The sequence below is a fragment of the Paenibacillus sp. J22FR83 genome (genome assembly GCF_059691955.1).
The window spans coordinates 75110-89643 of record NZ_JCAUAM010000002.1 but is presented as its reverse complement, the minus strand read 5'-3'; the positions used below and the strand labels follow the sequence as shown (position 1 = coordinate 89643).

Annotated in this window: 10 protein-coding genes; 8 read left to right on the top strand and 2 right to left on the bottom strand. The window is 45.7% G+C overall.

The features are described from left to right. The first annotated feature begins 426 nt into the window (after positions 1 to 426). On the top strand, positions 427 to 642 hold the full coding sequence (locus AC58PV_RS03980) for a hypothetical protein (protein WP_057314976.1): 216 nt from the start codon (positions 427 to 429) through the stop codon (positions 640 to 642). 211 nt (positions 643 to 853) lie between these two features. Here the strand turns inward: AC58PV_RS03980 and AC58PV_RS03975 are convergent, their stop codons facing one another. After that, on the bottom strand, positions 854 to 1189 hold the full coding sequence (locus tag AC58PV_RS03975) for a hypothetical protein (RefSeq protein WP_497430991.1): 336 nt from the start codon (positions 1187 to 1189) through the stop codon (positions 854 to 856). A gap of 634 nt (positions 1190 to 1823) precedes the next feature. Between AC58PV_RS03975 and AC58PV_RS03970 the strand changes: the two genes are divergently transcribed. The 6 genes from AC58PV_RS03970 to arfA all read left to right on the top strand — a co-directional run bounded on the left by AC58PV_RS03970 (position 1824) and on the right by arfA (position 12430). Then, positions 1824 to 3800, top strand: coding sequence for a glycoside hydrolase family 127 protein (locus tag AC58PV_RS03970; RefSeq protein WP_497430990.1), 1977 nt, complete (start codon positions 1824 to 1826; stop codon positions 3798 to 3800). Between the two features lie 161 nt (positions 3801 to 3961). Continuing rightward, positions 3962 to 5371, top strand: coding sequence for an ABC transporter substrate-binding protein (locus tag AC58PV_RS03965; RefSeq protein WP_497431374.1), 1410 nt, complete (start codon positions 3962 to 3964; stop codon positions 5369 to 5371). 72 nt (positions 5372 to 5443) lie between these two features. Further along, a complete protein-coding gene (locus AC58PV_RS03960; RefSeq protein ID WP_497430989.1) occupies positions 5444 to 6367 on the top strand; it encodes a carbohydrate ABC transporter permease in 924 nt (307 codons plus the stop codon). After that, positions 6364 to 7233, top strand: a complete 870-nt coding sequence (locus AC58PV_RS03955) for a carbohydrate ABC transporter permease (RefSeq protein WP_497430988.1) — start codon at positions 6364 to 6366, stop codon at positions 7231 to 7233. The genes AC58PV_RS03960 and AC58PV_RS03955 overlap by 4 nt, the downstream gene beginning before the upstream one ends. A gap of 352 nt (positions 7234 to 7585) precedes the next feature. Then, positions 7586 to 10714, top strand: a complete 3129-nt coding sequence (locus AC58PV_RS03950; protein ID WP_497431373.1) for a DUF5695 domain-containing protein — start codon at positions 7586 to 7588, stop codon at positions 10712 to 10714. 204 nt (positions 10715 to 10918) lie between these two features. Then, positions 10919 to 12430, top strand: coding sequence for an arabinosylfuranosidase ArfA (arfA, locus tag AC58PV_RS03945; protein WP_497430987.1), 1512 nt, complete (start codon positions 10919 to 10921; stop codon positions 12428 to 12430). 180 nt (positions 12431 to 12610) lie between these two features. Here arfA and AC58PV_RS03940 read toward each other — a convergent pair whose 3' ends face one another. Continuing rightward, complete coding sequence (locus AC58PV_RS03940) at positions 12611 to 13501, bottom strand: AraC family transcriptional regulator (protein ID WP_497430986.1); 891 nt, start codon at positions 13499 to 13501, stop codon at positions 12611 to 12613. 236 nt (positions 13502 to 13737) lie between these two features. On the opposite strand from AC58PV_RS03940, the gene AC58PV_RS03935 reads away from it, so the two are divergent. Next, a complete protein-coding gene (locus AC58PV_RS03935) occupies positions 13738 to 14508 on the top strand; it encodes an NUDIX domain-containing protein (protein WP_497430985.1) in 771 nt (256 codons plus the stop codon). Positions 14509 to 14534: the final 26 nt, after the last annotated feature.

The following is a 14534-nucleotide window of genomic DNA, read 5'->3' as shown; positions in this document are numbered from 1 at the left end:
TGGGGGGGAGAAGGGGAAAAGAAGCCGATTAGGCTTCTTTTCTCTTGGTAGGATGGCTGCGAGCTGGGAATGCGCGAGTTGGGAGCGGCAAAGCACAAAAGGCCGAGAATCGCACCTGTAAGTCAAAAAAATCGACTAACGGAGCTCCGAAGGGCAAGAATCGCACCCGTAAGTCGAAAAAATCGACTAACAGCCCGCCAAGTCCGATCATCGACTTACAGAGCCCCTGCCCTGGCCACAATATTAAACCCGACTAAAACACTCAGTCCAAGGGGTTATATGGGTATTTAGTAAATAAACAAATATAACACAATCGTTTGACCGTTAGCAATACTATTTTCAAAAAAAGCTTGATTAAATGAGCCAAATGGGTTAATCTTCTAATTGTCGGAAAACAAATAAAGTAGAGAGAAAGGAGTGGAACGGATGGAAATGATGAGCATGAAGATGATGATGTCGATGTGTATGGAAGAAATGATGTGTAAAATGAACAACATGAAGATGATGATGGATTGCATGCAAGGTATGGAAATGAAGGACATGATGGATATGGATATGATGATGTCCAAAATGCAGTCTTGCGACGAAATGATGACGATGATGATGGGCATGATGCGTGAAATGAAACAAACCGCTGTGTAAGATTCATCCTTCAGTAAGGAGTTATCACACAAACGGTTATCATTGAATTCATACGATGAAATTTTGAAAGTTCGTACATATCAATCTGCAAATTGATGCGTACTAATGGATGCAATTCTGCAGAGCAGATGTCTGCATGCGAGGAACTAACGAATAGGCAGGAACCGATATCCAGTAGAGCGGATGACCGCATACGGGATTTTTTGCATTTCTAGCTATGGTAAGTTGCGTTCAACTGTTTACCAATTTCAACCCGCTGAAGTTTCAATCCCCAGACTTCCTCGATCAACCGAGAAGAGGCATAGGCGTTATCTGTTTCTCTCAGCTGTCTGTATAACTCCAACATCTTCTTATTGACGGCATCGAACTGCTGCCATAATTGACTGATTTGATATTCAAGTGTTGTTTGTTGCATATATAAGGCTGATTTACTCAGCGTTTGTATAATGTCATTCTGCCATTGGACATCCCCGATTTGCTTCGCATAATTCAACAAATCCAGATAATCATCTTTCCAACGTTGCTCAAGTTTCTCGGTTTTAAGCATGGCGTTTACCTCATTTCGGTGTTATACCTAGTATTATACTCGGAATAAACGGAATTGCAAGTAGGAATTAAATTTTTATTGCTAAGAGTTTAGGTTGTGGGTTGTGCGCTACCAGTTATTCAAGGTGTTTGTGCAGGCCACAGGTATTAAAGCTTATCACAGGGTTCCCTGAAGCTAAAGCCTGGGGAAGTGAATAACTGGATTTTCTGCAGCTAATTCAAGCGAAATCATGGATTTTTACCAAATAACTGGATTTCCTCCCGTTATTTCATGCCGTTTTAGCCAAATGGGGAGTTTTGGGCAAAATTAGATGTATAAAATCCAGTTAAACGCTCCAAAGGCTAATTTTACTCGGAAATAGATGTAGGAAATCCAGCTATTCCCCAGCCTTTGACCCAACCAAGGGTAAGAATCCATAGGTTTCATAGAATGAGTTGGTCATATTCTTGATCAAAGAATGGACATGGGGAGAGGGAAAATGTAAGATTGAGAGCTTATTTGGGAGGGTGTCTATTGGTTGTTATTTTTAAAAAAGTGGTTGTAAAACTTTAATTAATAATGGGCTATCACATGTATTATAAATATAGCGCTTTCATTAAGCAGAAAGCGAAATTTAAGTGAAGGGGCATACTTGATGAGCAACTTATCCATCTCAACACCTGTTCAACTGAAGAACGTGATCATCCAGGATGACTTCTGGTCCCCTTATATTTCTTTAATTCGCGATGTGGTAGTCCCTTACCAGTGGGACGCGTTGAATGACCGAATCGAAGGCAACGAGCCAAGTCACGCCATCCAGAATTTCAGAATCGCTGCCGGATTGGAGCAAGGCGATTTCTATGGCATGGTGTTTCAAGATAGCGACGTGGCGAAGTGGCTTGAAGCTGTTGGTTATCTGCTCGAGCAAATGCCTGACCCTGAGCTGGAGAAGGTAGCGGACGAAGTCGTTGATCTGATCGCGAAGTCGCAGCATGCAGACGGATACGTAAATACGTATTTTACACTGAAAGAAAAATCAGGCAGATGGACGAATCTTGCGGAGTGCCATGAACTATATTGCGCGGGTCATCTCATCGAAGCGGCAGTCGCCTACGAGAAGGCCACGGGGAAAGGCAAGATTCTGGAAGTGGCTTGCAAGCTAGCTGACTGCATCGATGCGACGTTCGGGCCAGAGGATGGAAAAATGAAAGGCTATGATGGTCACCAAGAGGTCGAGCTGGCACTGATGAAGCTCTACAGAGCTACCTCCAACGAGCGATATATGAAGCTGGCGAAGTTTTTCTTAGACGAGAGAGGGCAAAGTCCCCACTTCTATGACGAAGAGTTCGAACGCCGGAATGGCGAGATTCATTTCCAAGAGCTGAAGATAGCCACGGACAAATCGTATAGCCAAGCGCATCTCCCAATCCGTATGCAACAGACGGCCGAAGGTCACGCGGTGCGGGTCGTATACATGTGCACAGGGATGGCCGATGTCGCAGCGGCGACAGGGGACGAAGCGTTGCTGAAGGCATGCCGAACACTCTGGCATAACATCGTGAACAAGCGGATGTACATTACCGGTTCGATCGGCTCAATGTCTTACGGGGAGTCATTCACGCTCGATTACGATTTGCCGAACGACACGGCGTATGCCGAGACATGCGCTTCGATCGGTCTTATCTTCTTCGCCCAGCGCATGCTTCAGATCGAACCGAGAAGCGAATACGCGGACGTCATGGAGAGAGCGCTCTACAACACCGTTATTGGCGGAATGTCTCGCGACGGACAACACTTCTTCTACGTGAATCCGTTGGAAGCCTGGCCAGAAGCTAGTGGTAAGAATCGTAATTTCGATCACGTGAAGATGGAGAGACAGCGATGGTTCGGCTGCGCTTGCTGCCCGCCGAATATTGCTAGGCTGCTTGCCTCTCTTGGCAACTATATCTACTCGTTCCATGGGCGTGCCTTATATGCTCACTTATATATTGGGAGTGAAGTCACGGTGGATGTGGATGGCAGCGCCGTAGGGCTCACCCAGCATTCCGAGCTGCCTTGGGACGGTAACATCACATTTAAACTAACGATGGATGCACCCAAAACCTTCTCCTTGGCACTGCGGATACCAAGCTGGTGTGAGTCTTGGGAGGTCAAGGTGAACGGGCAACCGGTAGCGGAATCCCATATGCGCCTAATTAACGGATATCTGCATCTAGAACGGACATGGAACGCAGACGATGTCGTCGAGCTAGTTCTACCGATGAAGGTTAGTCCGATGAAAGGCAATCCGGAAATCCGCGAGACTGTCGGCATGGTCGCCATTCAGCGAGGGCCGATGGTGTACTGCTTGGAAGAAGCCGACAATGGCAAAGGGCTGCATAAGCTGATCATCCATCCAGGCTTCGAGGATCAAGTTCATTTTGATAGCAGCTTATTAGGTGGACTACTGACCATTGACTTAACGGCTTACCGAATCCAAGACGAGGGTTGGAAGGATCGATTGTACCGCGTGAAAGACGAAGATCATGTGGTCGCTACGACGGCTCGATTCATTCCCTACTTTGCTTGGGCGAATCGTGGACGTGGTGAAATGCGAGTGTGGATCAGAGAAAATACGGTTTTACCCTCATGAGGTGCAAGGATAGATGACAATGGTGGACTCTGGTCAAGGAGGGAAGGGAGCAGACGACTCGATAGCAGTCCTTATAGACAGACGAAATATTCCCTGCCAAGGCGGGAGGAATTAAGGATTGACGTTGAATTATATATGATGGAGGGGTTAATGTGAAAACAATGAAAAAAGAATTCATGTTTAGCGTGTCTATGGTATTAATCTTAAGTTTGGTCGCTGGATGCTCCACGAATACGAGTACGGATAAACCAAGCGCATCGCCTGCGGGAGAAACAGCAACAAAAGCACCAGAGAAAACGGCAGCTCCTTCTACGGAGAAGGTTAAGATTACTTATTCGATGTGGGGAAGCGAGGCTGAAGGAAGCGAAACCCAAAAAGCAGCGGATAAGTTCAACGCTTCTCAAAACAGAATCGAAGTCAAAGTGCAAGCGATTCCTTGGGAAAGCTACATGACGAAACTAAACACGCAGGCAACGGCGGGTCAATTACCGGATACAGGAATATTAAAAGAGGATGCCGTCATCCAGTGGTCCTCCGATGGTATGCTCAAAGATGTCAGTGACATGTACGCGGGAAGTGACAGCAAGCCTCTAGATAGCTTGGCTTATAAATATCAAGGCAAAACTGTAGCCTATGCCGCTGCCAATGAAATTCTACTCCTTTATTACAACAAAGATATGTTCGACAAAGCGAAAGTACCCTATCCGCCAAACGTTCTAGATAAAGCATGGACATGGGACCAATTCGTTGCAGCAGCCAAAAAGCTGACCGTCGACAAGAATGGCAAACATGCTGACGAGGCTGGCTTTAATCCGCAGAGTATCGTTCAGTACGGCGCATCCGTCGAAAATCTGGCATGGCAATTGGAAACCTGGGCGCTCAGCAATGGCGGCGGCTTCTATAACAATGACGGTACAGCGGTGAGAATCGGGGAAGACGCTAGTATCGAAGCGATTCAGAAAGTCGCGGATCTGTACTTGAAAGACAAAGTTGCTCCATTGTCGGTTGGACAGACGGATGATGGCATTCAGCGTACGATTATCGCGGGAACGGTCGCCATGGCCACGAACGGCCAATGGAACATCGGAACTAGCTTGAATGCAGCCAAGGATGCAGGATTGAAATATGGCGTTGCCGTATTGCCTTACATGAAGGAAAAAGTTACCCTCAACACGGGCGGTGCCAATGTCGTATTCTCCCAAACCAAGCATCCGAAAGAAGCGATGGAATGGTTGAAATGGTACACAGCTGAAGAAAACAACTGGGGACTGATCTCATCCGGTATTTGGATGCCAACACTGAAGAAATGGTATACAGATGAAACACTTACGCATAAGTGGGTTGACAATAAGAACTTCCCTCCATATGCCGAATATAAGTCAGCTGTCGTTGATTATGCACAATCCACAGCGGCGAGACCAGCTTCTTGGTTCTTTACGAATCATACGACGGATTTTAACACCTTGCTAGGATCGGCTTTAGGGGATGTATGGACGGGTAAAGCTACCGCGAAGGATGCCATTACCAAGAATCTCGAAGCTTTGAAAGCAGCCAATAAAGGCAAAAAATAACGTATAGGGAGGATGGCCGCCAAGGATAGGGGAGCGGTGGCCATCCTCCACATATGAGGTGGGGGGCAAGATATGGAAACCTTTAACAAACCTCAGCAGCGCCGTTCCCGCTTTCATTCAAGCGAGACAAGAGTTGCTTATATATGCTTGATTCCTGCAATACTCGGACTGATCTTCTTGACGTATCTGCCTCTTCTTGGCGTGTTGGGAATTAGTATGACGAATTGGACGGGGCTGAAGAACCCTGAATTCGTCGGATTCAGCAATTATATCGAGCTATTTACCACCGATCCTTACATTAAAGATTCCATTATAGCGACGCTGTACTTTGCCTTTTTATCCGTGGCTGGAAGTATGATTTATTCGCTATTTATCGCGATGCTGTTGAACCGTAAAATTCCTGCAAGAGGTTTTTTCAGAGCGGTATTCTATGTGCCTTTTGTTCTGCCTGCTGCCGCTATATACGTTGGATGGTCCTGGCTGTACGAGGCGAACTTCGGTTTCTTCAACTATCTCCTCTCCGAAATTGGGTTGAACAAAGTTCTCTTTATTGCAGATTCCAATTTCGTAATCCCATCGCTTTCACTGATTGCGGTATGGTTGTCGGGGAATTTGATCGTGATCTTCTTGGCGGGGCTTCAAAGCGTTCCAAGCGTCTATCATGAAGCGGCTGAAATGGATGGTGCAAACGGATGGAATCGCTTCCGCCACGTTACTTTGCCTTGTATGACGCCAATCATCTTTTACAACCTATTGCTGAGTCTGATCGCCAATCTCCAAGTCGTTACGCCGGCTCTTGCTCTGACCAATGGGGGTCCGGGGAACTCCTCCCGATTCATGACGTATCTGATGTATGATCAGGCTTTCGTTAATTACAAGCTGGGTTATGCTTGCGCGACGACATTTATTATTTTCGCCATTCTTGCCGCTTTTACTGCCGTGTTGTTCAAGACGTCCAAACGGTGGATCTTTTCCGAAGGAGACGACGATAAATGAGCGAAGTCGCATACGCCAGTTATAAGAGTAAGAAACGCAATGAACGAACAATGAACGTGCTTACACTGATCGTCGTTATTGGATTTGCCCTCATCGTGCTCTTCCCGATTTGGTGGATTTTCCGTACGTCACTGATGACGAATCCCGAGATTTATAAGTATCCGCCGTCTCTCATACCGCAGAATTGGTTGTTCTCCAATTATGAAAAAACATTGAATGTATTTAAATTCTGGAAGTATTTGTGGAATACGATGATCATTATCGTGCCTTCCTGCTTGGGGGGGACGTTCACGGCTACCTTGTGCGGATATGCCTTTGCGAGGTTGCGGTTTAGAGGCAAACAGTTGATCTGGATTCTTTGCGTCGGTTCGATGCTCTTGCCTGCCATGGTTACGCTCATTCCCCTCTATATCGGATGGACACGGGGTTTGGGGCTCCACGACAGCTATCTGCCATTGATTTTGCCGTACTTCTGTGGCGGCGGCGCTTTTAATATCTTTTTGATCAGGCAGTTTATTCTCTCCATTCCGAGAGAACTTGACCAAGCGGCAACGATTGACGGTGCCGGGTATTTCCGAATTTTGTTCAGCATTATTATGCCAGCGATTAAGCCCGCTATGATCGTCGTCGCTTTGTTTATTTTCATCGGGTTATGGAATGATTTGCTCCAACAGATGATTTACATTAATTCGAGCGAGAAATTTACGATAGCGTTGGGGCTTACCAATTTTAAAGGTCAATTAAAGCAAGATTGGGCGATGACGATGGCAGCCACGTGCTTGTCGTTTGCGCCAGGCGTCATTTTCTACCTGATTGGTCAAAAGTATTTTGTTGAGGGAATCACACTGACCGGTATGAAAAGTTAATATGCAGCCATAAAAAGTGAATTTAAAACCCCCTTGAAGGAGAATCCTTTAGGGGGTTTTTAGGTTGATATTTTTAAAGAAAGTTCAGGGTGACTTTAGTTCATATACTGTAAAAATAGGTTGTAAAAATGAAATTAAATCACACGAATTTTAGATATGATAATAAATGTAAGCGCTACAAATTTTATGAATGAAAGGATGTGCGCCGCAGAGGATGACAGCACGATACAGCCAGGATGAGCCAGGATGGAAGCCCAATGGTAAGAAGAATCCCTGCTAGATGTCGAGTTAATCTAAGATGAGAAAGAGAGGCTATCTAATGAAGCAAATGCTTAGTCAGTATTGGAACAAGATGTCGAAGTCACAACGCCTGCAACTGTTTGCGGCTTCTACGATTACTGCAGCAGCCATCTTGTTGGTGCCGCAGCTCGCTTCAGCCAATACCCTTACGAATAGTAATTTTACGGTACAGACGGGTACGAATGGCGAAATTACTTCTCTGCAAATTGGCGGAGATACGTATCCGACTAACTATGTCATGAATGCAACGAATGCACCCAATCAGAATACGGCGGATCATCAATGGGTCGGGGAGTTGATGTTTACGTACAAGCTTGGAACGGGTGCTTGGACGCAGGCGTTATCGAGCAAATCGGCAGATGGTAGAACCATTTCCCAGACTGGCAATACCGTTAACATTACATATCAGAATTCAACCAACAGTGCAGGTATTAAAAACTTCAAAGTGGATGAATCCTATTCCCTCGTGAGTGACTATTTGAAATGGGGAATCACCGTTACGAATACGAGCACGCAAACATTGGAAATCGGAGATTTCGGCCTCCCGCTCCCTTTCAATGAATTCTTCACTGCCGGCAATAATGATCCCATTTATGAGACACGCGTCATTACACATGCTTTTATCGGTAACAATAGCTCGTACATCGTGGCGCAGCGCCCTAGCGGTATCGGTCCTTCCTTGCTCATGGTACCTGACACGACGACAGGAGCGGGACTCGAGTATCAAGATAATTGGCGCGTTGAGGAGCATCCAGGCAGCATGTGGGCAGCCGATCAAGGCGGTTATGCGAAGGGGCTGAATGTCTACTATATTCACTCCAATGTGATTAAAAGCAACGGTCGTGGCTATTTGCCGAACACCAGTTTGACACTTGCGCCAGGCGCTAGCAAAACGTATGCCTTTAAATTTTTTAAGGCTGCGGATGAGTATGCCGTTCAAGATAGGTTGTATAGCGAAGGAATGGTCGATTTCAATGTGGTCCCTGGCATGATCGTGCCAACGAATCAGACGGTTAAATTTGATTTGCACACCTCCAAAACAATCACGGCTGTTACGCCACAATATCCATCTGAGACGACGATTACTTCTTTAGGTACGACGGGAACAGATCACAAACTGTATCAGATGACGATGACTCATTTGGGACAGAACAATGTTACGGTTACGTATGGCAGTGGAGAGAAAACAGTTCTCCAATTCTATGCCATTGAACCTATCGATGCGGCCTTACAGCGGCATTCGACGTTCATGGTGAATAATCAACAATGGAATGTGCCAGGAGATATTCGTGATAAAGTGTTTGACGACTGGATGATGCAGACTAAAGCGAAGCGAAACAATTTTGCAGGATACTGGGGCTGGGGAGACGATTGGGGGCTTACGCATGGTCAATTCCTTGCTGAGAAGAATGCCTTGAATCCAGTTGCTTCAGAAGTGACAGCGGTGGATAATTATTTGGAAACGGCGGTATGGACGAATCTGATGAATGGCCATCATACCGATTATCTGGTTCCTGATTTCTTAATGGCACAGCCGAACACAACGCCAACCTATCGGGGCTATGCGTACCCGCATATTTATAACACGTACTTCAGTATGTATAAAATTGCAAAGCTTTACCCAAATCTTGTGACTTACAAGAATCCTAAAAACACGTATTTGCTTCGCGCATACAATGTGTTCAAGGCTCTGTATGATGGGCCTGTTGCGTACAACTGGGAAACTGGGTTAATGGGCGAGTTAACGACACCAGACATCATTAAAGCACTGCAAGACGAAGGCTATACAACACAAGCGAACGATATTATTAGCAAAATGGCAACGAAATACAACAATTTCTCGGCAAACGCGTATCCGTATGGCTCTGAATACAGCTACGATAATACAGGCGAAGAATCTGTCTATATGCTGGCTAAGATGAATAATAACAATACCATTAAGGGTAAAATCAATGCCAAAACGAGAGCGGCACGCGGACACATGCCAGTATGGTATTACTACACAGATCCTGTAACCATTACGGGGGACAACTGGTGGAATTTCCAATACAGTACATCACTTGCAGGTTATGCGATGGATGACTGGATTCGTTCAAATTCTACGACACCTGAGAGAGAACAGCGGTTATCCTATGCGGCTAAGATAGCAAATATCAGTGCGATTAATTCTGGTCAAATCAGTAGTGATCCAGCGAATATCGGTGCTGTGTCATGGACGTATCAAGCAAGTAAAGGAAATAACGGCGCACTAGGTCTAGATGGCGGTCCGCTATTTAATGGCTGGCGCGGGATGAGCGGAGAGGCTGATCTTGGGTTGTTCGGTGCTCTGAAAATCCTAAGTGCGGATGTGGCCGTAGACCCGATCTTTGGCTTGTATGGCTATGGTGCGGACGTTACTTCAAGCAATGGGAAATATACGATCACGCCGAAGGATGGTTTGTTCAAACGATTGCATCTCATTACGGAGAGGTTCTCCATGGAGCTTGAGCGTGATCAATATACATCAGCTATTGTAGCCATAGCTAAGAATGACGTTAATTTTACGTTGAAAAATTCCATGACAACAGCTGCCCACACGACGAAAGTTACCTTCACGGGGCTTGCTGCAGGCACGTATAATGTGCTTGTGAACAATGTGCAAGCAGGCACGGTAACGGCTACGTCAGGCGCTAAAACAATCGTAAATCTCAGCATTGGAACGAATGCTACGTACGATGTGAAATTGCAAGTAGGCACACCGTCAGGTCCTCAGGATGTTGCACCGCAAGGGACAGCGACGACTTCGTTCGTATCTTCGTGGGAAAGCCTGGCTGGTCTGAACGATGGGTATGCACCAACGAGTTCAAATGACAGGAGCCATTCCGTGTATGGAAACTGGGATAATCCAGGTACGACGCAATGGGTTCAATACGATTTTGCATCAGCGAAAACGTTGTCCAGTACAGCGATTTATTGGTTTGACGATGATCAAGGTATCGATCTACCAGCCTCCTATACGATCCAGTATTGGAATGGAACAGCTTGGGTCAATGTAGCAAGCCCATCAGGTCTAGGCGTTGCAGCTAATCAATACAACACGACGACATTTACACCTGTTTCTACGACCAAAATCCGTGTCAACATCACAGCCAAATCGACCACATCTACAGGCATTGAATCCTGGCGCGTATTCGGAACCTAATCTAGTTATGAGAAGCTGCCCTTCAGATCTTCATTGGTCTGCGGGGCAGCTTCTTGCGTATGTACAGGTTAAGAGTAGTGTCTAGATTAGGTTGATATTTTGAAAAAACAGGTTGAGATCACGTATCGATAATCCCATATTCGTGGGCTATACTTAGTTTGTAGCGCTTACAGTAGGGGGAAGAGATGTAGGAGGTAGAGAGAGATGACGAATGTGTTAAGGGCAAGCATGAAGTTGGATAAAGACTTTCGAGTTGCTGAAGTTGATGAGCGTATGTACGGATCTTTCATTGAACACTTGGGACGCGCAGTGTATGGCGGCATTTATGAACCTGGACATCCGACGGCCGATGAGCAAGGATTTCGGCAGGATGTTAGGGAGATGATCGAAGAAATCGGTGTCCCTATTGTTCGTTATCCTGGTGGGAATTTTGTCTCGGGGTATAACTGGGAGGATGGTGTCGGACCAATTAGTGGAAGGCCCGCCAAACTGGAGCTGGCATGGCGTGTTCTAGAGCCTAACTTATTTGGAACCAATGAATTTCTGGCGTGGACCAAACAAATCAAAGCACAAGCGATGATGGCCGTTAACTTAGGTACTAGAGGGATAGATGATGCCAGAAACTTAGTGGAGTATTGCAATCATGCCGGAGGTTCATATTGGAGTAATTTAAGAATGGCACATGGTTATCAAGAGGCTTATGGCATTAAGACATGGTGTTTAGGAAATGAGATGGATGGTCCCTGGCAAATTGGTGCCAAAACGGCAGACGACTATGGTCGATTAGCGAATGAAACAGCGAAAGCGATGAAATTCGTTGATCCGACAATCGAGTTGGTGGTATGTGGGAGTTCTTTCCGAAGTATGCCCACCTACGTGGATTGGGAAGCCACCGTGCTGGATCATACGTATGAGAATGTCGACTATTTATCCTTGCATACCTACTATGGCAACGCCGATAATGACACTGCTAATTACCTGGCCAAATCGCTGGATATGACAGCTTTTATACAAGAGATTATTGCGGTGTGTGATTATATAAAAGCCAAAAAAAGAAGCAAGAAGACCATGATGCTTTCCTTCGATGAGTGGAATGTATGGTTTCATACGTTGGAATCTGACAAAAAGATGGAACCATGGCAGTTTGCACCTCCGCAGCTTGAAGATGTGTACACATTGGAAGACGCACTGATGGTAGGTACGATGCTGATTGCGCTATTAAAACATGCGGATCGTGTGAAAATTGCCTGCTTAGCGCAACTAGTGAATGTCATCGCTCCAATAATGACACAAACGGGTGGGCCTGCTTGGCGTCAAACCATCTTTTATCCATACATGCACACCTCTGTTTATGGAAGAGGCACCGTGCTGCATTCGTTTGTAGAGGCTCCTAAATATGATTCGAAGGACTATACGGACGTCCCCTTCTTAGATACGGTTGCCGTTCATCAGGAAGAGAAGGAAGAACTTACGATATTTGCAGTTAATAAAAGTCTAGATTCTTCCTTAGTATTGACGTGTGACTTGCGTAGTTTTGAGGGATACCGTGTGGTGGAGCACATTGTATTGGAGAATACGGATGTGAAAGCCGTGAATGCGATGAATCATCCTAATCGCGTTACACCGCATAGTGGTGGCGATGCTGCCATTTGTGACGATAGGCTGATAGGGACATTGCCAAGCTTGTCTTGGAATGTCATACGACTGCGGAAATGACAGGACGAGAGAAAGCCAGTAACCTTGAGATATCGAGGTTGCTGGCTGTTTGTGTATGTAAGCGAAGTTGCCCTTCTGTGCGTTAGATGAATAGATGGAAAATATACAGTTAAAAATTGAAATTCTGCGATCAAATGATGAGTAGTTATGTTCTACCGAAACGCTTGCCGGGCTTGTCCATCAGGAATGCCCTGTGTAGTTTTTGCGGAAATTTAAAGGGGAGATCCCTTCCTTGGTTGCGAAGCAGTGCGAGAAGTAGGAGGCGTGCTGAAAGCCACTCTCTTCCGCGACCCTAGCCATGGTCCAATTGGTCTGTATCAGCAGCTTCTTGGACTGTTCGATGCGAAATTGAAGCAGATAATCATTGGGTGTCATCCCGAACACCTTCAACATGCATTTGGCAATGTAGTTAGGGTGATAGTTAAGATGCTCTTGCAGGAGGGCATTGGATATTTTCTTCGTGTAATTCTGACGAATGAATACCTCAACTTTCTCCGCTAAATGAAACGCAGTCATGTCGGTCGTTGAGATTAACTCACGGTTAATATGCTGCATAAACAGTTGAAAGGTGTTCTGTTTCCGCCAATTACGTTGGGAGCGCGATTCTTGTTCTAGATCGAAGAAGTATTCTAATATTTCTAAGGCTTTGTGATTGAGTTTCATATACTTGGGGATAAAAATGGAATTTACCTCCGCATGGTTGAGGAAAGCTTTTTGTTTGTGATCCTCAATGAGCGAATTCTGATTCTGTAAACACGTATCCATATCCATGTACTCGTCCCAAGCGCCATACGTGTGGAAATGGATCCACAGGATTTCGGATTCTTGCTCACAAGGAGCTGTCCCAAAATGCGAGAGATCGGGTCTCAGGATAATGGCATCGTTCTGCTGGAGAGTCCATTCATTCGTACCTTCTCCGATGAAGATGGTCCCCTTTTTGACAACAATGAGATCAAAAGCACCAATGTTAGTCCTGCTTATATGATTCTCTCCGATTTCGTAGTAAGCGCTTCCGCAGTCGAGAAAATAAGGAATTGGTGGCGCAATGAAGTGAAGAACGGTTGGTTTCATGGCTTACCTCGATAGGATTGTATTTGAAATCCAATATTTGTAATTGATTCGCTTATTTATATTTTACGTGATGTGCCCTGTGAAAGGAAGTGATTTCGGTGGCGAAATATACGGAAAATACAAGCCATTTTACAGAGATTAAAGTTAAATGGGAGAATGCCTACTTGACATCCCTTTTAAACATGTCATAATGATAATATCAAAACGACATTAGTACTGTGAAAGCAGGTGCCACCATGGACACGAACGAGAACGAGTCGAACTACGCATCCCATAAGTACCGGACACCAGACGGCGCGCCGAGTGATATTGTTATTTTCACCATTACCTCTAAGGAAAAGAACACAGCCAAGAAGGCGCTGCCCATTCGGGAACTTAAAGTTCTACTCATCCAGAGAAAACAATGGCCATTCGAGGGATATTGGGCTTTACCTGGCGGGTTCTGCCACGAGTCGGAGAGTATGTATACCTGCGCTCGAAGGGAGCTGGAAGAGGAGACGGGTGTCGCGGATGTTCATATGGAATACTTGAACGTCTACAGTGAACCGGGGCGTGATCCAAGAGGATGGATTATTTCGCACGCTTTCTATGCGCTAGTTCATGAGAGATGGTTGGCTGAGCGGCGTGCGGATTCGGACGCTTCGGATGTGCAACTATTTACAGTAGAGGAAGCATTTAAGTTAGAGTTAGCTTTTGATCATAGGGTAATATTGACCGATGCTTTGCATCAGATTCAGCAGAAGATGCTGACAACGACGATTGCCAAGGAGTTTCTGCCTGAGGAGTTCACGATCGGAGAGTTGTACCAAGTTATTCAAACGGTTGTGCCGCACTTTGAGGAAAGCAACTTCATCCGTAAGATCACTTCTACACAAAGCCGCAAAGGCATTATTGAAGAAGCGGTGGATCGCCACGGAGAGCCGAAGCTGTCCAATCGCTACTCGCAGAGAGCTGCACAGCTCTATCGGTTTACAGATCTGACGCCACAGCTGTCCATATACAGCTAGGCGCTTCTCTTTTATCTTTTGATAAT

What these genes read in the sequence shown, in the direction of transcription:
- AC58PV_RS03950 (WP_497431373.1), top strand. Translation starts at nt 7,586, where the DNA reads ATGTCGAAGTCACAACGCCTGCAACTGTTTGCGGCTTCTACGATTACT.
- AC58PV_RS03935 (WP_497430985.1), top strand. Translation starts at nt 13,738, where the DNA reads ATGGACACGAACGAGAACGAGTCGAACTACGCATCCCATAAGTACCGG.
- AC58PV_RS03980 (WP_057314976.1), top strand. Translation starts at nt 427, where the DNA reads ATGGAAATGATGAGCATGAAGATGATGATGTCGATGTGTATGGAAGAA.
- AC58PV_RS03955 (WP_497430988.1), top strand. Translation starts at nt 6,364, where the DNA reads ATGAGCGAAGTCGCATACGCCAGTTATAAGAGTAAGAAACGCAATGAA.
- AC58PV_RS03960 (WP_497430989.1), top strand. Translation starts at nt 5,444, where the DNA reads ATGGAAACCTTTAACAAACCTCAGCAGCGCCGTTCCCGCTTTCATTCA.
- AC58PV_RS03975 (WP_497430991.1), bottom strand. Translation starts at nt 1,189, where the DNA reads ATGCTTAAAACCGAGAAACTTGAGCAACGTTGGAAAGATGATTATCTG.
- AC58PV_RS03940 (WP_497430986.1), bottom strand. Translation starts at nt 13,501, where the DNA reads ATGAAACCAACCGTTCTTCACTTCATTGCGCCACCAATTCCTTATTTT.
- AC58PV_RS03970 (WP_497430990.1), top strand. Translation starts at nt 1,824, where the DNA reads ATGAGCAACTTATCCATCTCAACACCTGTTCAACTGAAGAACGTGATC.
- AC58PV_RS03965 (WP_497431374.1), top strand. Translation starts at nt 3,962, where the DNA reads ATGAAAAAAGAATTCATGTTTAGCGTGTCTATGGTATTAATCTTAAGT.
- arfA (WP_497430987.1), top strand. Translation starts at nt 10,919, where the DNA reads ATGACGAATGTGTTAAGGGCAAGCATGAAGTTGGATAAAGACTTTCGA.